This is a genomic window from Ignavibacteriales bacterium (assembly GCA_026390595.1).
Taxonomy (GTDB): Bacteria; Bacteroidota; Ignavibacteria; order UBA10030; family UBA10030; genus UBA9647.
Genome location: JAPLFQ010000020.1, coordinates 274,068 through 296,277 on the forward strand (window position 1 = coordinate 274,068; position 22,210 = coordinate 296,277).

Annotated in this window: 18 protein-coding genes; 11 read left to right on the top strand and 7 right to left on the bottom strand. The window is 54.7% G+C overall.

What is annotated here, in order from left to right; translation table 11 throughout:
- Window positions 1–31: 31 nt before the first annotated feature.
- The 7 genes from NTU47_09270 to NTU47_09300 all read right to left on the bottom strand — a co-directional run bounded on the left by NTU47_09270 (window position 32) and on the right by NTU47_09300 (window position 10,522).
- A complete protein-coding gene (locus NTU47_09270) occupies window positions 32–2,929 on the bottom strand; it encodes a serine hydrolase (GenBank protein ID MCX6133987.1) in 2,898 nt (965 codons plus the stop codon).
- 204 nt (window positions 2,930–3,133) lie between these two features.
- A complete protein-coding gene (locus NTU47_09275; GenBank protein ID MCX6133988.1) occupies window positions 3,134–4,993 on the bottom strand; it encodes an MFS transporter in 1,860 nt (619 codons plus the stop codon).
- A 256-nt stretch (window positions 4,994–5,249) separates the two neighbouring features.
- Entirely contained in the window at window positions 5,250–6,584 is a 1,335-nt protein-coding gene (locus NTU47_09280; protein MCX6133989.1) for a SpoIID/LytB domain-containing protein, read from the bottom strand.
- Between the two features lie 21 nt (window positions 6,585–6,605).
- The gene (locus tag NTU47_09285) at window positions 6,606–7,592 is read right to left on the bottom strand and encodes a DUF4922 domain-containing protein (GenBank protein MCX6133990.1); all 987 of its coding nucleotides are present in this window, start codon (window positions 7,590–7,592) and stop codon (window positions 6,606–6,608) included.
- An 83-nt stretch (window positions 7,593–7,675) separates the two neighbouring features.
- Window positions 7,676–8,185 (bottom strand): GNAT family N-acetyltransferase, encoded by a 510-nt coding sequence (locus NTU47_09290; protein MCX6133991.1) that lies wholly within the window; start codon window positions 8,183–8,185, stop codon window positions 7,676–7,678.
- Between the two features lies 1 nt (window position 8,186).
- The gene (locus NTU47_09295) at window positions 8,187–9,659 is read right to left on the bottom strand and encodes a glycosyltransferase family 2 protein (GenBank protein MCX6133992.1); all 1,473 of its coding nucleotides are present in this window, start codon (window positions 9,657–9,659) and stop codon (window positions 8,187–8,189) included.
- Entirely contained in the window at window positions 9,656–10,522 is an 867-nt protein-coding gene (locus tag NTU47_09300) for a hypothetical protein (protein ID MCX6133993.1), read from the bottom strand. Before NTU47_09300 ends, NTU47_09295 begins: the two co-directional genes overlap by 4 nt.
- Window positions 10,523–10,883: 361 nt before the next feature.
- Between NTU47_09300 and NTU47_09305 the strand changes: the two genes are divergently transcribed.
- The 11 genes from NTU47_09305 (at window position 10,884) to NTU47_09355 (ending at window position 22,204) form a co-directional block, all read left to right on the top strand.
- A complete protein-coding gene (locus tag NTU47_09305) occupies window positions 10,884–11,372 on the top strand; it encodes a TlpA disulfide reductase family protein (protein ID MCX6133994.1) in 489 nt (162 codons plus the stop codon).
- 61 nt (window positions 11,373–11,433) lie between these two features.
- Window positions 11,434–13,257 (top strand): thioredoxin fold domain-containing protein, encoded by a 1,824-nt coding sequence (locus NTU47_09310; GenBank protein ID MCX6133995.1) that lies wholly within the window; start codon window positions 11,434–11,436, stop codon window positions 13,255–13,257.
- Window positions 13,258–13,507: 250 nt separating this feature from the next.
- Complete coding sequence (locus NTU47_09315; GenBank protein ID MCX6133996.1) at window positions 13,508–15,646, top strand: thioredoxin domain-containing protein; 2,139 nt, start codon at window positions 13,508–13,510, stop codon at window positions 15,644–15,646.
- 263 nt (window positions 15,647–15,909) lie between these two features.
- Window positions 15,910–17,151, top strand: coding sequence for a serpin family protein (locus NTU47_09320; GenBank protein ID MCX6133997.1), 1,242 nt, complete (start codon window positions 15,910–15,912; stop codon window positions 17,149–17,151).
- A gap of 69 nt (window positions 17,152–17,220) precedes the next feature.
- Window positions 17,221–17,424 (top strand): hypothetical protein, encoded by a 204-nt coding sequence (locus NTU47_09325; GenBank protein ID MCX6133998.1) that lies wholly within the window; start codon window positions 17,221–17,223, stop codon window positions 17,422–17,424.
- A 28-nt stretch (window positions 17,425–17,452) separates the two neighbouring features.
- Window positions 17,453–18,811 carry a glycoside hydrolase family 47 protein gene (locus tag NTU47_09330; protein ID MCX6133999.1) on the top strand — a complete coding sequence of 453 codons (1,359 nt, stop codon included), beginning with the start codon at window positions 17,453–17,455 and terminating at the stop codon, window positions 18,809–18,811.
- Between the two features lie 36 nt (window positions 18,812–18,847).
- Window positions 18,848–19,315 carry a hypothetical protein gene (locus tag NTU47_09335; protein MCX6134000.1) on the top strand — a complete coding sequence of 156 codons (468 nt, stop codon included), beginning with the start codon at window positions 18,848–18,850 and terminating at the stop codon, window positions 19,313–19,315.
- Window positions 19,316–19,396: 81 nt separating this feature from the next.
- Window positions 19,397–19,564, top strand: coding sequence for a hypothetical protein (locus NTU47_09340; protein MCX6134001.1), 168 nt, complete (start codon window positions 19,397–19,399; stop codon window positions 19,562–19,564).
- A 49-nt stretch (window positions 19,565–19,613) separates the two neighbouring features.
- Window positions 19,614–21,176, top strand: a complete 1,563-nt coding sequence (locus NTU47_09345; GenBank protein MCX6134002.1) for a glycosyltransferase family 39 protein — start codon at window positions 19,614–19,616, stop codon at window positions 21,174–21,176.
- 20 nt (window positions 21,177–21,196) lie between these two features.
- Window positions 21,197–21,646: a hypothetical protein gene (locus NTU47_09350; GenBank protein MCX6134003.1), complete on the top strand. Its 450-nt coding sequence runs from the start codon at window positions 21,197–21,199 to the stop codon at window positions 21,644–21,646.
- A 111-nt stretch (window positions 21,647–21,757) separates the two neighbouring features.
- Window positions 21,758–22,204, top strand: a complete 447-nt coding sequence (locus NTU47_09355; GenBank protein MCX6134004.1) for an SRPBCC domain-containing protein — start codon at window positions 21,758–21,760, stop codon at window positions 22,202–22,204.
- Window positions 22,205–22,210: the final 6 nt, after the last annotated feature.

The following is a 22,210-nucleotide window of genomic DNA, read 5'->3' on the forward strand; positions in this document are numbered from 1 at the left end:
TATGATTCCTTCTCGTTGAATAGTCTCATTGTTATTCTTGTCTCAAAGCCCTTACGACAGCATCATGGACCTGGGGCCTGACAGCACTGATTTTTTGACTGTCTCTCGTTGGGTAGACGCGATTCGTCAGGAACACAACAACGAGATTTCTTTCTGGATCAGCCGCCACAGAAGTCCCCGTGAAGCCCGTGTGCAAAAACGTTTTTGTGGATAAAAGGGTGCCCGCCCACGATCGACTCGCGGGCTTCATATCCCAGCCGATGCCGCGTGTGCTCTTTTCAGACTGCCGGGTGGTGAACTGTCGTATGATGTCCTCTCTCAAATACCTCTTGCCGCCATAGGTCCCGCCGTTCAATTCCATTTGAAGGAGAATAGCGAGATTTGGGGCGGTGGAGAATAGTCCCGCGTGTCCCGAAACGCCCCCAAGCACCCAGGCGTTTTCATCGTGCACCGTTCCGCGCACTGCCACGCCCGTTTTGCGCCAGAAATTGTCGACTTCGGTCGGCATGACATGATTCCACAGTCTTTCGGGCGGATTGAACATTGTGCTCGACATACCGAGCGGCTTGAAGAAGACGGAGTCGACGAACCTGTCGAGCGTTGTCCCCGCAACTTTTTCGATAATCTTTCCGGTTGTGATGAGGCCGAGGTCGCTGTAGATCGTCGTATCGCCTGTCTTGTACATCAGCTTCGCTGCGAAGACCGTGTCGAGCAGCTTCTGAGGCGTCTTCCACACCTCGAAGAATCTCCCCCATCCGACGAGGCCGGAATTGTGCACGAGCAGATTGTAGACCGTGATGTGTTCTTTTCCGTTCTGGCCGAATTTCGGGACGTACTTGACGACCGGATCGTCGAGTTTGATTTTCCCTTCGCCGACGAGCCGCATCATGGCACTCGTCGTCGAGATCACTTTTGTTACCGAGGCCAGATCAAAGATGGTGCTTACGTCAACCCGCCTCGAATATGGGTCGTAGTCATACGCACCGTATGCTTTTTCATGAACAATGATCCCGTCCTTTGCAATGACCAGAACCGCTCCCGGGAACGCTGTATCCCGAATGGCCTGTTCAACAATGGCATCCACTTTCTCAAGCCCTTCTCTCGAGAACCCTGCCTCCTCGGGCAGGCCTCTCCGCAACCTCATCTTAGGGTATGCGACACCATCTCCGAACTTGTACAAGCCCGGAATTGCAACGGGTAACTTTCCCTCGGCGGGCGATTCCGCGAACACGACTTCGGCGACGGCATCCTGCATGACGTCGGAGTTCGAATAGGCGCACACATACGCATCGATTTTTGGAAAGTCCATGATAACGTATGGATTCCCGAATGCGATCGCAATGACCGGTTTGCCCAGCGACGCGAGACGGCTGAGCAGGGCCTTCTGCTTGCTGCTGACGAATCCGGTCATCTCGCCAGAACGCGTGGTCAGGTGCAACTGGCAGAGAATCACGTCGACACTTTTCGCGCTCTCAAGCACAGCATCATATTCGATCTCATTGCTACGCGGGTCCACTTTGGCGAATTCGATGTTGTTGCGGCGGGAGCGGAGTTCAGAGTGGAAATTGCGACCGTCACGTGGGTCTTCTGTATCGGAAACAACCAGGTCAAGGAACTTCCTCGTGTCCGTCGGCGACAACGGGAGGATGTCCTTCCTGTTTCCCAGCACGGTGACAGCCTTGCGGGCGACTTCACGTGCGAGTATTTCATGTTCACGTGAGGCGACGATGCCGGAGACCTGCTGGATATCCACGAAACGATTCCGGTCCAACCCGGCCCACTGTTTTGTCTTCAGGAGCTTCCGCACCGATGCATCGATACGGCGTTCGGAGATTTCTCCACGCCTCACCGCGGCGACGACAGCGTCGATCGCGACATCGATGTCCGCCGGCATAAGGACGACGTCCGTTCCCGCTTTGAGTGCGAGGACAGACGCTTCTCCCGCACCGTACTTGCCCGAGACAGCACGCATACGCATCGCGTCGGTCACGATGAGACCGTCGAAGTGCAGTTCATTGCGAAGCAAATCAGTTGTGATTCTTGGAGAAACAGTCGCAGGGATGCCCGTTCCGGTGTCGAGCGCCGGTGCAGCGAGATGCCCAACCATGACGGACATTGCACCGCTTCTAATCGCTGCCTTGAACGGCGGGAGCTCGACAGTCTCGAAGTGTTTCTTGTCGAGGTTGAGCGTCACGAGCCCCAGGTGTGTGTCGATATCTGTATCGCCGTGACCCGGGAAATGCTTGATGGTCGAGACCATTCCACCGGCTTGCGTCCCCTTGACATACGCAGCCCCCATGTCGCTGACCAGGGTTACATCGTCACCAAACGACCGCGTATTGATGACCGGATTCCGGGGATTGTTGTTGACGTCGATTGTCGGTGCGTAGTTTTGCTGAACGCCCAGAGCCCGGCCTTCCAGGGCAGTCGCTTTTGCGATATCAAATGCATAGCGAACGTTTCTGGTCGCTCCAATTGCCATGGCCCTGGGGAACGCGGTGGCTCGTGGAACGCGCATGGCCACCCCGTACTCGAAATCACCGGCAACAAGAAGCGGCACGTCGGCTAGTTCCTGAATCCGGTTCATTTGTACCGCATACTCGTACACATCGCCGATGGACAGGACCAAACCGCCGACCTTCCGGGTGACGACAAGGCGTTCGAGCTCACGCCACGCACCCGCATCTTCGGCGTAATAGGATCCCTGAATCGACGGGAATATCAGCTGAGAGACCTTTTCCTGGAGAGTCAGGTGCTGAAGAGTGGATTCTACCCACTCACTGCCCCCCTTCGCCGTCGAAGCAGCCGAAGAGGCTCCGGACACCTGTTGGGCGGTGCAAATGCCTGAGAACACGCCCGTGAGGAGGAGTAGAAGAATCCATTTGGACGGATTGTGAAAAGCGCACATTCGCGATTGTGTCAGAAGCATAGAGTTTTTCAGGGAAAGTCCAGCACACGATGATGGAAAAAATACTAAGCAATGTGCAGAGAATCAATGTAGTTGAATCGGCCAGCCCAAGGAACAGCACACAACTGCCGCTAACGGTGCTCACTTCCGCAGAAGGGTTTTTCACAGCGGATTTCGCACCACGAAGTGTCATCTGCACGACGATGCTGCAAGGCCCAGAACTACTTATTGAGGCTGTGCCGCTTTTCTGCCGAAGCTGGGATCGATTTTCACCATCGAAGCGACGAAGAATCCCGGAATCGTCGAGAGCATTATCCAGATGAAGAAATGCTTGTATCCGACAAGTTCTTGCAGCCAGCCGCTGAACATGCCCGGGATCATCATCCCAAGCGCCATGAATCCTGTGCAGATCGCGTAATGGGCGGTTTTGTGCTTTCCTTCCGAAACGAGGATCATATAGAGCATATACGCTGTAAAACCGAAACCGTAGCCAAACTGCTCCGTTGCCACCGCGGCATTGATGAAAATCCGGCTCTCTGGTTGAACCTGCGAGAGATAGACAAACGCAAGATCCGGTAAATGGATGATGAACACCATGGGCCAGAGCCAGAATTTCAGCCCCTGTCGCGATACAAGATAGCCTCCCAAAAGTCCGCCCAAGGTCAACGCCACAATCCCCACAGTCCCGTATGTCAGGCCGACTTCGCTGGTGGTCAATCCAAGCCCTCCCTTGTCACGAGGATCGAGCAGGAACGGGGTAACCAGTTTCACCAGTTGAGACTCCGCGAACCGGTACAAGAGAAGGAAGGCGAGTATCACGAGAATGTTTTTGCGTTTGAAATACAACTGAAAGATCTTGACGAATTCCCCAAAGAAGTTCTTGAAGCTCACGGCCCCCACATTTCCGTCCGCCACAGGATACGGCAGGAAGAATTTGTGATACAGGAAGAAGAGGCTGAACAGAAGAGCGAGGGCGCCAAACGTAACCGACCACGCAAGGGAAATATCCCCGGACGTAGCAGTGAACACTGCGGAAGATTCCTCTTTGAGCGTTGCGTCCGCCTGGACGACAACGAGGGCCGGCGTCGTCCAGTTCGCATCGGTCAACTGGAGGCGCTCGCCTTCGATCACTTTGATACTGTTGTCACCCGAAATCCTTCCAAAGGTCACCGCCCGTCCTTTTGCTGCGTCGGGGGCCTTTGACATTCTCACGAAGATCACACCGATGTTTCCTTTGAGCAATGATGAGACAGGTTGCCCTGATTGCTCGCCGAAATTGGTCCGTACAAACGATGCCAATGGCGCACTCACTGACCGTTCCCACCAGGTCGAGTCGGAGGACGATCGTTTTTGCTCAGCGGGACGGAATCCGTGATTGATATTCCACGCCTTAGCGAGCGCAACGATGGAATCGATCTCTTTCCTCGGTCGAGGCTCCAGTCGCATGATTACTTGTTCAGGAAAGCTCACAATCCTGGGCTGAGATTCCGGGACAAACGCGGAATCGAGGGGAAAGGCGTTTGCGAGCAACGATGCATCTCTCCGGACTGTCACAGAAACGTTTCCGGTTGGGAGACTGGAGGATGTCTCGATGGATCCCGCCAGGACAACCAACAGCCCCTGGCCAGTGATCATGGCAATGCGATAGAAGGTACTTCTCACCCCGGAGAATGCTGCCTGCTGATGCTGCTCAAGTCCCAGCATGTAGAATCCGTCTGCAGCGATGTCGTGCGTAGCGGAAGAAAAGGCCATCAGCCAGAGAATCGCGAGCGTTATCTGAAAAAATCCCGGGAGAGGAATCGTGAGCGCAACCGAAGCCAGGGCCGCGCCGATAATCAACTGGAGTGTAACGATCCAGAAACGCTTCGTTCTGAAAATTTCAACGAGGGGACTCCAGAGAGGTTTGATGACCCAGGGCAGGTAGAGCCAGCTTGTATAGAGGGCGATGTCTGTATTCGAGATCCCCATTCGTTTGTACATGATGACGGAGACAGTCATGACGACAACGTAGGGTATCCCCTGTGCGAAATACAAGCTCGGTACCCAGGCCCAGGGCTGCCGGTAACTTGGCTTTCTCGGTTCCATTTTCGGTCTCTCTTTATTGAAACTGATTGGAAGCCATCTCAATAATCCAACGAAGACGTTTCCTTTTCCATGCCCGTCGGGTGCTTCGCTCCCGACATACCCGTCATTCGTGGGAAGTGGTCGGTATTAGAAGCCATCTCAAAAACACCTCGGTAAGATGAGAATTTCACGCAAAGCCGCAAAGGAGAGAATTTTCAACTCAAGATCTTACCTTTGCTGTCTTGGCGCCTTTGCGTGAGCATTTTTGAGATAGGTTCTAGTAAAGCTTCTGAAGCCGGGCCCCGGGAAAATAATGAAGAACAATTTCCTCTGCCTTCTTTCCGCGGGCGGCCATGACAGAAGCTCCGATCTGGCACAAACCAACGCCATGCCCCCAGCCGGCGCCCCGCAACACAATCCGGGATGGGACGCCGCTGCCATCGCGCTCAAGCTCTGCGACAAACGCAGAACTGTACAAATGGCTGTTCGACAACCATCGCCGGATTTCAAGTTCCTTCCCCACGATAATACTTCTTTTTGACCCTACAATCTTCAGCCGAATGATTCTGCCTGAAGGGCCCCGCCGAAGGGGAACAAGGTCCATGATTGTCCCGAAGTCGATGCCCGACTTCTTTTCCACGATGCGTTCCAGCTCTTCGCGGGAGTACTCCACCTTCCACCGGAAAAAATCTGTCGTTTCCTGGTCAAAGGAGGGCAAAATCTGCCTGAGGATTTCCCCGTCCGTCGTGTTGCAGTACGCGTCGGGTGAAGACAGGATCCACTCCCTCGCCTGGTCCTCGGTAACAACGGCGGGATATAGACGCTCCCCGTCCGACACAGACTGGAGATACGGCACGCTCGTATCTTCCCACGCGTTTTCGAAGAGTTCCGTCAAACCGCCGCACGCCTTGTAGTAGCGCGCATCGCAGATCTCGTCTTCGTGCAGGAGGAACGAACCGCGCGTAGAATCGATGGCTTCCCTGGCTTGCGCCGAGATAATCTTGGTGATGCCCTGGTATCGCTGACAGTGGTCGTCAGCACAGACATCGAACGCGGTGTGATCTTCACGGTCATACCAGCGCACAAGCTCCGAATCCGATTCCCTGGAACGCAACGCGGGAGTATGGACGTTCTTGCCGCGTTTCTGCCGATCAAGCATTGCGACAAGCCAGCTCCGCGAAGTGATTGCGTGTGCCTTCAGCAATTCCAGCGGGGCTTCAGCACTCATCTCGGACGAGATGACACTTCGCAGGTATGCTTCGACGCTGAGTTCGTTTATCGCTGTGATCGTTCCGTCCGGCGCGGCGAGGAGCCGGAGCGAGCCTTCAAATGTCTGATCCTCTTTTCGCTCCCAATGGAAACTGATCCCGATCGTCACTCCGTTCAGGGTGAACGTGCCATTGCGAAGAGGACGAAACGCAATGTCGTTCCCTTTCATCACCTCCACCCCTTCGTGATCGAACAGGACGATGCGACGATCCACGCAACGTGCTGTGAAGGAGCCTTCGAGATGGATCGTTGTCGGAAGTTCAAACGACCCGTTGAGCACTCCGCGGATTTCCGCCGCGTGTTCGACAACTCCAACGTGTATGTTAGGTTCTTCTTTGATCATATCGTTCGGACAATGGGTTGTTCAGGAGAGCTTCTCAATCGCCGCATCCACCAGCTCTTTCGCGAGACTCACCTCGCTGAAGACTCCCTCGATGATGGAAGCTTCGAGTACGTTGAAGTCTTTTTCGATGGGCGTAATAATCAGCCCTCCGATATCAACTGCCGCGGGACTTATCAGGATCCGATCATCCCCCTCTTTGAAGTAGGCGTCAGGGCGATGCTTACTCCGGGGAAACAGGATCACGCGCCAGGCAGAGTCTGCATACGAGCACAGGAGGTTCATCAGCGGCTCTTCAGTCGTACCCGTGACGGCGGCAAGCGACCCGATGAGTTGTCGAAGGACGTTCTCGAGGTTCACAATATCCTGTGACTCGAGCACAACCACCTCTCGGCCGAATCCTTCAAGTGTCAGGATCTGAACATTGTTGATACTCTTGCGGGCGTTTCTGCGATTGTTCTCGCACGCAGCACGTTCCACCGGAATCGCTCCGGAAGGGCATGCCTGGAAGTGCATATGGTCCGGAGCGGATGCGCCGCACTTCGGTCCATTGTAGAAGACCGTCAGACGCGGACTGAGATCGCGGGCAAGTTCGAGGCAGCACAGCGCCGAATTCGCAAAAAGCTGTGGGATATGCTCGACGTGGGAAATCGTAAAGTGTTCGCGGAAGATCGGAGCCGGATTGCAGAGCACCAAGAATTCCTTTTTGTAGAGAATTCCCTTCTGCGTTTCAGGCAGGTTCTGAACGCAGAGAAAACAGCGGCGCTCTTGTATAGACCTGGCATCGACCTTCGCCCCCGTGCTGACGATGCGGCCCGGGTTATACTGGAGCCAGACTGAGTATCCTTGGCACGCAATCTCGCGGAGCCGTATCGAGTCCAGCGACGCATACCCGGCTGTAAGCTGGGGCCAGGTCTTCTTCTGACTCTCGAGCAAGCTGACCGAAAGCTCAGCAAGAGCGCTCGTGTGCGACGATAGTTCGAATACGGCGAAGAGCTTTTCTTCAATCAAAGGAATCGAGAGAGGATTTCCGGCACTGTCTGCTGTGAAACTGCGCGGCCCGCTGAAAGTCCCGAGCCGCGTGGATTGTGCGCTCAGCGAATCGAATCGACCTTGAGGAATCCAACATGATGATCGACGGTCGATTTTCCCATCGTGAAGGGCTCTGTACGGACAACTTCGTACCCCATCGACTTGTACCAATCGAGCGCTTGCGTGTTTTGCACCATGACTCCGATCCAGACCCGGTCGAGTCGGAATGCTCTCGCTTCTTCCGCGGCGCGCACCATCAACCCCCTGCCGAGACCCTTTGTTTGGGACTGCGGCAGCACGTAGATGGAGGAAATGTAGTACCGGTTCTCCTCCGGATCGCGGGCGGTTCGCATGAACCCAACCACCTTGTTGTCGTCGAGGGCGACGAAGCCATCCGCCATCGGGTTATGGAAGAGCGTTCTCAGCGAATCGAGGTCATAGTGCTCCGAGAAGTAGCTCTTCAGATCTGCTTCAGGAATAAAATGTGAGTAAGAATCGAGCCATGTCTTCCAGAGTACATCCTGAATAACGGCCAGATCATCGAGAGTCCAGCGGCGAATGGGTTGTGCCATATCAAGCTCCTTGGCGATTAAGGCGTTGGCGTGCTGACATTTCGATAGTGCGGATCTTATCTTTGTAAACGTCGTTGCGGTTTGCCCGCTCGATAGAAAGCGCCGAATCAGTGTTCCCCTCCCAGCGGCGGCAGAGGTAGAGCGGTTCGAAGATTCGTCCGATTTGATATTCCCGGGAGAGGGCGAGCGCCACTGCGTAGTCTTCGCCGTAGCTCGTGTTCGGAAGCCTGACCGTCCTGAGAAGACCGGTATCGAATGCGCGCGGCGCACCGAGCCCGTTGATCCTGAGGGCATTGTTCCGCCCGTTCTCTGGAGTCCATTCCCGGTGATCGATAAGCCCCGGGGGGATCTCTTCGAGATTCATGTTCACCAGCTTGTACGACCCGATAACCATCGCGTAGTGGCCGGTGCGGAAGAGGTTCACGACTTTCTGAAGAGTTTCCGTCCCGCTGTAGATGTCATCGGAATCGAGCTGCACTGCGAAGCGTCCGCAGTGAGGAGAGAAGACCGCCTCGTTCCAACACCCGCCGATGCCGAGATCCTGCCGCTGAGGAATGAGATGTTTGACCGACGGATTCTTCGCGGCGAGGTCCGCCAGGACCTTTGTCGTGCCGTCCGTCGAGTGGTTGTCAACGACGATGATGTTGAATGTACCGTCAAACTTCTGCTCAAGTACGCTCTTCACCGCGTCTGCGACAGTGTGCTCGCGATTGCGCACGGGGATCACCACGCTCGCTTCAACCGGGAATGAACCTGCAGACTGGGGAACAAGTTTGAAACTCGGCGCGAGATAGGCCCCGACATGTTTCAGATGCTGGGTCGCCACAGATTCCATTTCTTTCTGGACGGCCTGGTTCCTTGGATCGACGTAGTCGAACAGTTTTTCCCCGGTCAGACGCAAATCGGATTCGACTTTTGTGTAGAGATATTCCTGGATATGGAAGAGCTCGTGGTCGACAGAGACCTTCAGGCGGAGGTCATAGAGGCCAGCCGCGTTAACATCTGCTACGTCGCCATATTTCTTCAACGCTGCCCGGACTGCATCCATCGAAAACCACAAGAGCGCTCCGAACTCGAAATTGTCGCGCACGCTGCCCAACTGGTATTCAATCACCGGCCGCTCCGAGCGGACTCCTTTTTTAACCTCGAAATAGTCAGAGTAGCACATGCCCGCGGAAGTCTGACTGGCGATATCTGCGAAGCGTTCCAGCGAGGCCTGGCCGAGCTGGATTTCCTGTGTCTGCGTGATGAACAGGAAATGCTCCGTTGCCACTTTGCCAAGGAGGGCGTTCAGGAGTTTGCCGGACGTGAGCGTTTGAGAAACATATCCTTCGCATTTCTCATATCTCCCGGCATACTGACCGGAATGAATGACGAAGATCTTCTCAACGAGCGGAGAGTCGATGAATTGACGAAGCGTTGATTCAAAATGCGGTTGCGTGGTGAAGGGAAGCGCAACGGACATCAGACTCATAGGTATTCCTGTGCAAATCGGATTGATAAAAGAACTGCTCCATATGCCGGAGGGGCCTCGGGAACAATGACGGTGACTTGCGGTAAGGAGAATGTGATCTTCTGCTCGATCTTGTTCACGAGCGTGCGCACGTGCTCGGCGAGTTCAAACGTCGCCTTGTTGAGTATGCGGGCACATTCGACATCCTTTGCCTCGGCTGCTTCGATGACAAGCGGGGCAACTGTGGCGACGTCAAAGTTCTCCCGGTAGACGGCGTTGATGATTTTTTCCTGATTCGAAAGTCCGAGTTTTTCGTCTACGAGTCTGGTCAGCATCGTGGCCTTCCCCCTGCCATCGATGTGCTTCGCCACCGCGTTCAATCCGTCGCGTCCAATGACGAGACCGCTTCCTTCATCTCCCACCACCCTTCCCCATCCGCCTGCACGGTGAATGCCCCCCTTGTGGTCCTTGGCGAGGGAAAACGACCCTGTGCCGGCGATCAGAATGATTCCGGGTCTTCCTTTCAGCGCTCCTTCGAGGGCGATCCTTCCATCGCTTTCAATGACGACCTTTCCAACGTTGGTTTTTCGTTTCTTCGCCTCAGCCAGCGTCGCCGTCTTCACGCGCTCCTTGTCGCCATCTCGACCGGCACCTGCAAGTCCGGCAACCACAACCAGAACCTGGCTGGTCGAGCACTGAGCCTTGCTGCACAGTCTTTCGACGAGGCCGACAATGACGTCAGCTGTTTTCTCCGGACCTACGACCTGCGGGTTGCTCGGGCCGCCGGTTTCTTCGGCGAGCACGACCCCCTCGAGATCGCTGAGCAAGGCGGCGGTCTTCGTCGCGCCGCCGTCCATTCCAATAACGAATTGTTTTTTTGTCATTTCACACCCCGAAGAAAGTAGACATAATTGGAGGGAAAATCAAGAAATGCATCGCTCGTTCCGTGCGGGGAAGCTCGTCTGTCTGTAAGAATGCTTCCAAGACTACGCGCGTTGCCCTTTCGAAAAATGTTCGCTATAATGGTCGCCCGGCTTCGTCATTCGGATTCTCCAGGATGACCGTGATGCGAGAGGCTTGCGCCTGGAGCCTTATTGCAGATTGCTGCATCCAATCATGAGCTGATTTCCTCGATGAAGAGCACGAGACCGGTTGTCCGCAGGGCAGAAGGTCAGTGAAACGGCGGGATTTGAGGTTATCAGAAAAGGGAACCAGAATCCAACCATAGAAGAAGGAAGAATTGCCATGAAGCGTATCGCAGCCGCAATTATCATCGCTCTCAGCATCGGTCTTCTCACCACAGCGATGGCGCAGAAGAAAGCTCCGAATTTCTCGCTGAAGACCGGCGACGGGAAGACGTACGAACTTTACCAGAACAAAGGAAAAGTAATCGTCGTGAATTTCTGGGCCACTTGGTGCGGACCGTGCCGGCAAGAAATCCCCGACTTCATCGAAATCTACAAAAAGTACAAGGATCAGGGAGTGGAAATAGTCGGCGTTTCGCTCGACAAGGGGGGATGGGAGAAGGTCAATCCGTTCGTGAAGCAGAACAAGATCAACTATCCTGTGGTCCTCGACGACGGAGCGGTCGCATCGACCTTCGGGAAGATCCAGTTCATTCCCACTACGTTTATTGTCGATCCCAGCGGTACCATCGTCGATGAGCACACCGGCGTTATGACGAAAGCGATGCTGGAAAGCAAGATCAAGCAGTACTTGAAGAAGGGCGTTTGAGAAATATCTACCGCGAAATACCGAACACTCGTTGACAGGAAAACTACAAGGATACCAGAGCATGCGTCGTTCACACATTAGTATCGCCAGCGTTGCATTCATTGTTCTCCTGCTTGGTGTGCTGCGTTCGTCCGCCGGCTTCGCATTCCAAATCGGCGGAGGTCCGAGTTCCAGCGCAGGAAAAGTGCGTGCTGAGTCGAAGCTCTCGGTCGACAAAGCCGCCGCGGGCTCCACGTTGAAAGCCGCGGTGATCCTGAAGATTGCCGACGGATGGCACATCAATTCGAACACACCCACGTACGACTACCTCATCGCCACAAGCATCGAGCCGCCCCAGCGCGAGGGATTCATTGTGACGGACCTACGTTACCCCAAGGGGGAGAAACTGAAATTCGGCTTCGCGGAAGATTCCCTCAGCGTCTACGAAGGCACGCCGGTCATCTTTCTCACAATCAAGCTTTCCTCGAAAGTCAGCGCCGGCTATGACACGCTGCGAGCCAAGCTTCAGGTCCAGGCGTGCAACGATCAGGTGTGTCTTGCCCCTGCCACAATCGACGTCAACATGCCGATTGAGATCGTCGGGGAACACGAAAAGACTAATCCAATCAACGATGACGTCTTCTCCGCCTATTCTTCACAGGGCGCCTTGCCGGCAGCGACTTCACGGAGCGACATTGGCCAGTTGTTTGAAGAAAGAGGGACCTTCGTCGCGTTCCTCGCGATTTTTCTGATCGGACTCGCCCTGAACCTGACACCGTGCGTCTATCCTATGCTGTCCGTCACCGTGTCATTGTTCGGCGGTCAATCCGAAACAAACGCCATCAAGGTGTTTCTGAAAGCCGTGATGTACGTTCTGGGGATAGCCACAATGTACACCGTGCTTGGAGTCAGCGCGGCGCTGAGCGGGACGCTCTTCGGCAGCTGGCTTCAAAGTCCATGGGTTCTCGGCGGCATCGGGGCGCTCCTCATCGGACTCGCCCTCAGCAGTTTCGGTCTCTACCAGATCCAAATGCCGTACTGGCTCACGAGCAAACTCGGCGGCACGACAGGAACTGGTATCATCAGCTTGTACTTGTCGGGTCTTGTGGTCGGTGTGTTTGCGGCGCCATGCATCGGCCCTCCTGTCATCGCCCTGCTTACGCTTGTCAGTTCAAAAGCCGACCCGGTCTTCGGGTTCTGGGTCTTCTTCACACTTTCGATCGGGCTCGGGTTTCCATATCTCATCCTCGGCACGTTCTCGGGAATGCTGAAGAAGATTCCCCGGTCTGGCGCGTGGCTGGTCTGGGTCGAGAGAATGTTCGGAGTGATCCTGAGCGCGGCAGGACTGTTTTATCTGGCGCTGGCATTCGTACCGAAACTCTCGGTGTTCGTGATACCAACCGCACTGATTCTCGGCGGCATCTATCTCGGATTTCTCGAGCCGTCCGGAAAAGAGAAGAAAGGCCTGCAGCGGTTTAAATGGGCGTTTGGCGTCCTCGCACTCGTATTCGGACTCGTGTCGGCAAACGCTCTGCGCGAAACCGGCATGACGTGGGAGAGCTTCTCTGAGGCGAGAGTCACTGAGGCGAAGAACCAGAACAGACCTGTTGTGATGGATTTCTATGCCGACTGGTGTATCCCGTGCCTGGAACTCGAGCACAAGACCTTTACTGACGCGGAGGTCATCAGCGGGACGAAAGACTTCGTACGGCTCAAAGTCGATCTCACGCATTTCGATTCGCCGGAATCCGAAGCACTGCGGAAGAAATTCAACATCTCCGGCGTGCCGACAATTGTGTTCATCGACAGGACAGGTCAAGAAGTAGCGAGTTCTCGCGTCGTCGGGTATCTCCCTCCGAAGGAATTCCTCGAAAAAGTGAAACCTGTACTGGCGACGGGGTCATAGCAAATTGGAATGGAACCGTCTCTGTGCCGGCAATGCACAGATAACCGTTGGATCATCGAATAGAACACGGATACCACAGATCGTACTGATGACCACAGATTTGTGCACGAGTGGTTGGTTCGAAGAGTCAGTGTAGTATTTACGCATACATCTTCCCTGCACACCAGTCACCCCCACCTTTTCGCGAACCTTGGCAGACTGCAACTTTGCGCCGCCACCATGTGTTGCACGTAGGAAGACCCTATTCCCAATGCACGAGCCAAACATCACTCAAACCAGAAGACCCAACCGACTCCTCCAGGAAAAGAGCCCCTATCTTCTCCAGCACGCCTACAACCCTGTGGATTGGTTTCCGTGGGGCGACGAGGCATTTGAGAAAGCGCGACAGGAAGACAAGCCGATCTTCCTCTCTATCGGATACTCAACGTGCTATTGGTGCCATGTTATGGAACGAGAGGTTTTTGAGAACGAGACGATCGCCGCGCTCATGAACCGGTTGGTCGTGCCGATCAAAGTCGACCGCGAGGAACGCCCCGACATCGACCGGATTTATATGTCGGCTCTGCAGGCGATGAGCGGCAGCGGCGGCTGGCCCATGTCGATGTTTCTGACACCCGATCTCAAGCCGTTCTTCGGCGCGACATACATCCCTCCCACCGAACGGCACGGCCGTGCAGGATTTCCTCAGATCCTCGAAAAAATATGCGAGGTCTGGTCATCCGATCGCCAGAAGGTTCTCGATGCTGCCGAAACGGCGAACGACTATCTGGTACGACTCACCAAAGCGGAGGGCGGCGGCGTTGATCCCGATGAAGGTGCGCTTCAGTCGGCATTCGAGTCATTCCAGAAGAATTTTGATCATCACAATGCAGGATTCGGAGGAGCGCCAAAGTTTCCGCGCCCCGTGGCGCTGAATTTTCTTCTCAGATATCATGCGCGCAGCAAGAACCCGCGTGCACTCGATATGCCCCTTGAGACCCTTTGCCGCATGGCACACGGCGGTATGTACGATCATATAGGGGGCGGATTTCACCGGTACTCGACCGACGATCGATGGCACGTGCCGCACTTCGAAAAAATGCTCTACGACCAGGCACAACTGGCGGTATCGTACGTTGAAGCATTTCAGATCACTCGCGAAACGTTCTTCAGAACGATCGCCATCGATATTCTCGATTATGTCCTGCGTGATCTTACGCATCCTGACGGCGGCTTCTTCTCGGCAGAGGACGCCGAAAGCGCTCTTGATCAATCTGATCCCGCGGAGAAAGCGGAAGGGGCATTCTACGTCTGGACACAATCGGAGATCGAGACAATCCTCACACAAGAAGAAGCTCGGATCTGGTGCCGTAGCTACGGCGTCGAGGCAAACGGGAACGTGAGCGACGATCCTCACTCCGTATTCCCTGGGAAGAACGTGCTTCACGTCATCCATACGCCTGCCGAGACCGCAATACAATTCTCTCTCACTGAGGAACGAACGAAAGAGCTTCTGTGGTCAAGCAGGCAAAAACTGCGCGCCGCGAGAAACGGGCGGCCTCATTGTCACCTGGATGATAAGATACTGACCTCCTGGAACGGGATGATGATCACCGCACTCGCAAAGGCCTACCAGGTGCTCGGAGATATCCGGTATCTTCACGCCGCCGAGAAATCAGCCGCATTCGTCCTGAGCCATGTCAGCAGCACGTCAACTGGCGGATTGTATCACCGGTATCGCGACGGCGAGGCGCGGATCGAGGGACAGCTTGACGACTATGCTTTCTTCGTTCAGGCTCTTATCGATCTGTACGAAGCAAGTTTCAGCATCGGGTGGCTGAAGGAGGCATTGAGACTTGCGGAGGATCAAAACCGGATATTCTATGATAGGGACAACGGGGGATTCTTCGATACTTCGGGCAACGACCCGTCAATACTTGTCCGCACGAAAGAATGGTACGACGGCGCAGAGCCTTCCGGCAATGCGATAGCAATTCTCAATCTGCTTCGCCTGACTCAGTTCACGAACAACCAGGAATGGGAAGCGATGGCGAGGAAGTCTCTCTCATTCTTCGGAGAGAGGCTTTCCAACGCGGGGCAGGCAATGCCTCAGATGCTGGTCGCTCTCGACTTCGGACTTTCGAAGCCGAAGCAGATTATCATCGCGGGCAACGCTGGCGATCCCGACACAGAGACGATGCTCCACGCCATTCAGTCGCACTTTGTACCCAACAAGGTCTTGATGCTCGCCGATGCTGGTGACGGCCAGGCCGAGCTCTCGAGACTCCTTCCCATCATCGGCTCTCTCAAGAAGTTGGAAGGACGTACGACGGCGTACATCTGCGAGAACTACACTTGTCAGCTCCCGACTTCTGATCCTGCGGAGATAGTGAAGATTCTCGCGCCGTAGTGGACATAGCTTTCAGGAGCTGGCCGCCGCGAATTGGAGCCCTACTCCTCTTTTCGTCTGTTCGCTTACCCTCCTCAATCTATCGCAGTTCCAACGTCTTGATCCCGTCATCCTCACCAATTCCAGCATTCTTGAAACTGATTCTCAGAAGCCGGACATCATCTTGCACCCGCTCAAAGGATTTGTTACTTTGTATTGTGAGTTCGTGAGTCGATCGTGCGTTACGACATTGTCACATGCTCATCGAAAGAAGGTGTGGTGTCATGAGAAAGACGAATATTACTCTTAGCGCGATTCTGCTTGTCGTAACACTTGGCTGCAGAGACCTCGGCACGCCATCCGATGCACAACAAGGTCAGTCTCGCCCACTTACATCACTGGAGCAATCCCTTGTCGCTTCCGATAACGCATTCGGATTTACCCTTTTCGCCGCAGTCAATAGAAGTGAGCCAGCGAAGAACCTCTTCATCTCGCCTGTAAGCGTCTCAATGGCTCTCGGGATGACGATGAACGGAGCACGCGGCACTACGAAGGACGCCATGGCGCGGACACTTGAGTTCGGCGGGCTATCCCAATACGACATCAACACGTCCTATAAAAGCCTCATCGCGCTTCTCACCGGTCTTGATCCGAAGGTCAAGTTCCAGATTGCGAACTCGATCTGGCACCGGCCAGAATTGAACGTCGAGCAGAATTTCAAGGATCTGAACAAGGACAACTTCAATGCGGAGGTCAACAGCCTGGATTTCAGCGATCCGATGGCAGCGAAGACGATTAACGGATGGGTGGACCGGAACACGAATGGGAAAATCAAAGAGATCGTCCCTGATCCGATTCCGGCTGATCTCGTGATGTACTTGATCAATGCCATCTATTTCAAAGGGACATGGACGTACCGCTTCGACTCGACCCAGACACGAAACGAATCATTCACAGTTTCAGACGGTTCCAGGAAAACCTGCAGAATGATGTCCCAGGGGGGCACTTTCTCCTACTACGGCGACGATGAGATCCAGGCCGTCGATCTGCCGTACGGTGATGCGGGTTTCAGTGCGACGGTTCTCCTGCCGAAGTCCGGGACCAACATCGAGAGTTTTGCCGGCGCATTGACCCAGCAACAGTGGAACACCTGGATCGGGCGGATGAACAAAGCGAAGGGCGACATCTACCTCCCGAAATTCAAGCTCGAGTACAAGAAGAAACTCAACGATATGCTCATAGCGATGGGCATGACCGTCGCATTTTCCCCCGGCATTGCGGACTTCAGAGATATCGACCAGCGCGGCGGACCCTTCATCAGCGAGGTGATGCACAAGACGTTCGTGCAGGTTGATGAAGAAGGGACTGAAGCGGCCGCCGTGACTTCCGTCGGCGTGTCTCGAACCAGCATAGGCCCGGCCGACAATTTCACCATGCGGGTCGATCGCCCGTTTCTGATCGTGATCCGCGAGCATCACTCAGGAACGATCCTTTTCATCGGAAAGGTTGTAGATCCGACCCTGTAACGCAGTCAGCAACGAATAGTATTGAATCTGGAATGAAAGGAGTCTCCCCTGCCTGACAATCTCTTGCTCATGGTTTTCGGTACACTCACCGCCATCGGCCTGATCGTGGCCGTCATTTGCCTTGTCTTCGCTCTGAAGAACGCCCGGAAGCCCGAAGGTGAGCTCAAAATGGCCTTCTGGTCCTTTGGGGCACTGGCGGGACTCGTGTTTTCGGGAATGTCCTTCGCTTACTTCATTGTCCCCATCCTTCTCAACCAGTGGTTCCACAAGTAGTTCTCATCACAGGACTCAAGAGTGCTCAATGAAAACCACATCGCTGATTCTTGCTCTGTTCTTCATCACGCTCCTGCTTTCCTCATGCTCGTCGGATCAGGCAATTCGGTCCGAGAAGACGCAGCTGTCAAATGAGGTCCGCCAGGAGTTCCTTCATTCCTGGAACGCGTACAAGAAATATGCCTGGGGAAGCGATATGCTCCGTCCCGTGTCCAAGACTTCTCTGAATTGGTATAAGAACACCCTGCTCATGACTCCGCTGGACGCACTCGACACGATGATCCTCATGGGATTCAAGGAAGAAGCCGATGCGACGCGCGAGTACATCGCCACGCATCTCTCACTCGACCAGGACATCTACGTCAAGAACTTCGAGATTTCCATCCGCTTGCTCGGCGGTCTGCTCGCGAACTACCAGCTCACCGGGGATGACCGGCTGCTCAAACTTGCCGATGATCTTGGGGCGCGATTGATGCCAGTTTTCAAATCGCCGACCGGCATTCCGTACGTGGATGTCAATCTGAAAACGGGGGCAGTGCGCGGGACGCGGACGAATCCGGCCGAGGTGGGAACGCTGCTCATCGAATTCGGGACGTTGAGTAAACTGACAGGCAAGCAGAAGTACTACGATGCGGCGAAGAACGCTGCGCTGCAGATCTACATGCGTCGTTCTTCCATCGGATTGGTCGGGACCTGGATCGATTGCGAGACAGGGCTATGGCTCGATGCCGACAGCCATGTCAGCGCGTGCATCGATTCCTACTATGAGTACCTCTTGAAATCCGCCATCCTGTTCGACGACAAAGAGATGAAAGAAGCGTGGGAAACGAGCAAAATTGCCGTCGCCAGATATCTGGCCGACGAAGCCCCGAGCGGCTATTGGATCGGCCATGCCGACATGAACACCGGCAAGCGGACGCATACCTGGTTCGGATTGCTTGATGCCTTCTATCCGGCGGTACTTGCGCTGTCCGGCGACGTCACCACGGCGGCCAGGCTCGAGGAGTCGTGCTTCAAAATGTGGAACAAGTACGGCATCGAACCCGATGTGTTCGATTATGTCAAAATGGACACAGTCAGCGCGCGTTATCAACTCAACCCCGAGATCATGGAATCGGCCTACTACCTGTACCATTACACGAATGACCCGCGGTACATCGAAATGGGGAAAACATTTCTGAAGAACCTGAAACAGCACTGTAGAATGGATGAGGGATATTCGGGACTCCGGAACGTCGCAACAAAGGATCGGACCGACCTGATGGAGAGCTACTTCCTCGCAGAGACCTGGAAATACCTCTACCTTCTGTTTGCTCCTCCCGAAACGCTCGAATTCGGCAAGGTGGTCTTCAATACGGAAGCACATCCGATAAGGAAAACCTGGTAGTTCGTTCATTTGGTGAATGGTTAATTGGTGGGTTTGATGCGAAGGACTTTTCTTTCGGTCACAGTATTGATGCTCCTGGCCGGATCTGCGTTTTCACAGATCACGGCCGACAAGGCAATCGGGCTCATCGACGAACTGCCGGTGTCGAGACTTGATTCGGCATTGCCGAAGACTCCTTTCATCCTTTGGCTGAAAGAACTCCTCGGCGGTACTCCGCATGTGCAATGGGAACTGAACGACTGCGGCACACTGACAGGCGTCCCGACAGTCGATGACACGCGGGACGTACCCTCCTGCATGGAAGCCACCGTGATGCTGACGGGAGAGAGAATTCTCGGCATCGCGATTTTCGTGGGGACCGAGAGCAAGGGAATATCCCAGAATCCACGGGTCGCCAATATCTATATCGAGAAAGATGGTGAGATCATGTATTTCAAACGGCTCAGTGAGTTGGAGAAAGCGCTGAGCCTCAGCGGCAAGAAGCCGGGCAGCGACGACAGATAGTCTGGCCTCACCTTGATCGAAGATCAAGCCGACCTGTCAGCCTGATCTCAACTAACCGTTCGAAGATGTTCAGAGGATCCCATGGCGAAAACGCAAGATGACAAACCCATCACCATCCGCTGCCCCAATTGCAGGCGTGAAGGTGAACCGGACTACAACGAGACCACGAAACGATATGTGTGTTCGGTTTGCGCTGCACACGTTGACGCTCAGGTTCTCATAGCGAAAAGGAAGCGCGGACTAAAATAACCTCTGCCATGTTCTGCATCATGGGAGGCTCTCGACGAAGGAGTCCCTTATGGACGATGAGATCACACACCGGGAGACGTCTTCAACGTACCTGATAGTCCCCCTCTCGATAGCATTGGCCCAGCTCGTGATCCAGATGCTGTTTCACGGGAACTACGGGTACTTCCGCGACGAGCTCTACTACATCGCGGGCAGCAAACATCTTGCCTTCGGATACGTTGATCAGCCGCCGCTTTCACTCCTGATACTCACCGCAGTGCGGTGGGTACTCGGAGATTCGCTTCACGCTATCCGCTTCCTCCCCGCGCTCGCCATCTCTGCCACGGCGATTCTTGCCGCCCTCATGGCCCTCCGGCTCGGAGGCGGCCGATTCGCCTCGGTGCTTGCGGCTCTCTGCGTCGTTGCCGCCCCCGTTCTGCTCGGCCAAGGCAGATACTTTTCGATGAACTCATTTGATGTGCTCTTCTGGGGCGCGGCCTGCTACGTGGTCATCAGAATTCTGACGGACGACACTCCGAAGCTCTGGCTCCTGTTCGGGTTGGTGGTTGGCTTGGGACTGCAGAACAAGTACTCGATTGGATTTCTGTGTATCGGACTCTTCGCAGGGCTCATCCTGACCCCGGACCGGAAGCATCTCGCCACGAAATGGTTCTGGCTCGGAGTGTTGACTGCTTCGCTGCTGTTTCTTCCTCACGTTGTTTGGGAACTGAAAAACGGGTGGCCTTCTCTCGAGTTTATGCGCAACGCGAGTCAGTTGAAAAATACGCCCACCACGCTTCTGGATTTTTCCGCATTGCAGCTTCGGGAACTCAACTACTTCTGCGCTCCCATCTGGATCCTCGGCCTTACCTACTTCTTTTTTGATTCTGCCGGACGCCGGCATCGCGCACTTGCCTGGACCTACGTGGTTGTTTTCATCATTATGGTCGCCGGAAACGGAAAGGCGTACTACCTCTCTCCCATTTACCCCATGCTGTTTGCCGGAGGGTCCGTGTTCTTTGAACGTCTTACAGCCAAAGCTTCAGGGCGTTGGATCAAATCCGTAACGGTTGCAGGGATACTGTTGTTGATGGCGATCAGCACACCATTCGCGGTTCCCGTACTCCCCGTCGAGACGCTCATCGCATACCAGGACTTCCTCGGCCTTAAACCGCGTGCGGATGAACGGACTTCGCTCGGTGTGCTGCCGCAGCACTACGCTGATGAATTCGGATGGGAGGAAATGGTGGCAGTCATCGCCTCTGCGTATCACAAACTGACACCGGAGGAGCAAGCGAAGTGCGTCATTTACGTCAGGAACTACGGCGAAGCCGGTGCAGTGGATTTCTTCGGACCGAAATACGGGTTGCCCAACGCCCTGTGTGCGCACAACAGCTATTGGTATTGGGGACCGGGAGAGAAGACCGGAGATGTTGCGATCATCATGGGCGGGAGGAGAAATCTCCAGGAAAATCTTGCGGATTTGACGAGAGTGTACCGGAACGTCGAACTTGCAGGGACCACGAAGCTCGAATACTCGATGCCGTATGAGAACGGAAGGCAGATTTTCATCTGCAAGGGAATGAACACGACATTCCAGAAGTTGTGGCCCGAAGAACGGTTCTTTATCTAATGCGGACGGAATCATCAGCTATGAAAACAACAATAACAATTCTCGGACTTGTTGTTCTGCTCGGCGGACCGGCCTATGCCCAGATTACGCAGGAAGATGCCATCGATCTTCTCGAGCAGTATCCGGCAGCGAAGCTCGATTCCCTTCTTCCAAAGACCGCGTTCCTGAGCTGGTTCAGGAGTGTCGTCGGTTCTGAAGCAAAGATCACATGGGAAATCAATGATTGCGGTGAACAAACTGGCGTCGCCGCTGTCGATCAGCAGCGCGATCTCCCGGTCTGCTTCGAGATCTCCGCTCTCTTGCCGGATCGCAGGATAGTCGGAGTGGCAATTGCTGTCGGGACTGAGAGAAAAGGCTTGACCGGTTCTCCCGCGGTATATAACATCTATCTCGATACCGGCAAAGGAACATTGCATATCAAACGGCTCAGGGATCTTCCACAAGCCCTGCGGCCTCCCCAGAACAGGTAGGAAGCCCCGCATCGTCAGCGGGACGAATCAAGGTTGCACGTCACTGTTTTCGCGGCTACATTACATCGCAAGAGCCTTTTTCCGCTTCACCGACACAAAGGAGCCGTAACGATGGGAATCATGATGGACCGGAAGGTCGAATTCAGCACGCTGGTTCGGGCGCAGCCTGAACGGGTCTATGATGCAATGGCCACCGTGGAGGGGCTCGACGGATGGTTCACACAGGGAGCAACCGTTGACGCGAAGGCCGGAGGCAGTATTCACTTCCGGTGGAATAACTACGGGATAAACAAATACTCGGGTGAGAACGGCGGACCGATCCTCGATGCGCGGCGGCCGCAGCGCTTCGCTTTTCAGTGGAAAGCCGACAGCGGATTGTACATAACCACGGTCGAGATTGACTTCGCTCCCGTGAACCAGGGCACGGCTGTTCACCTCGTAGAGTACGGATACGAAGACAGTCCGGCCGGAACACAGGATTTTCTCAACCGCGTTTCAGCCTGGGCGCAGGCCTTGACGCTGATGAAGTTCTATGTCGAGCATGGTGTAACGTATTGAGTGACG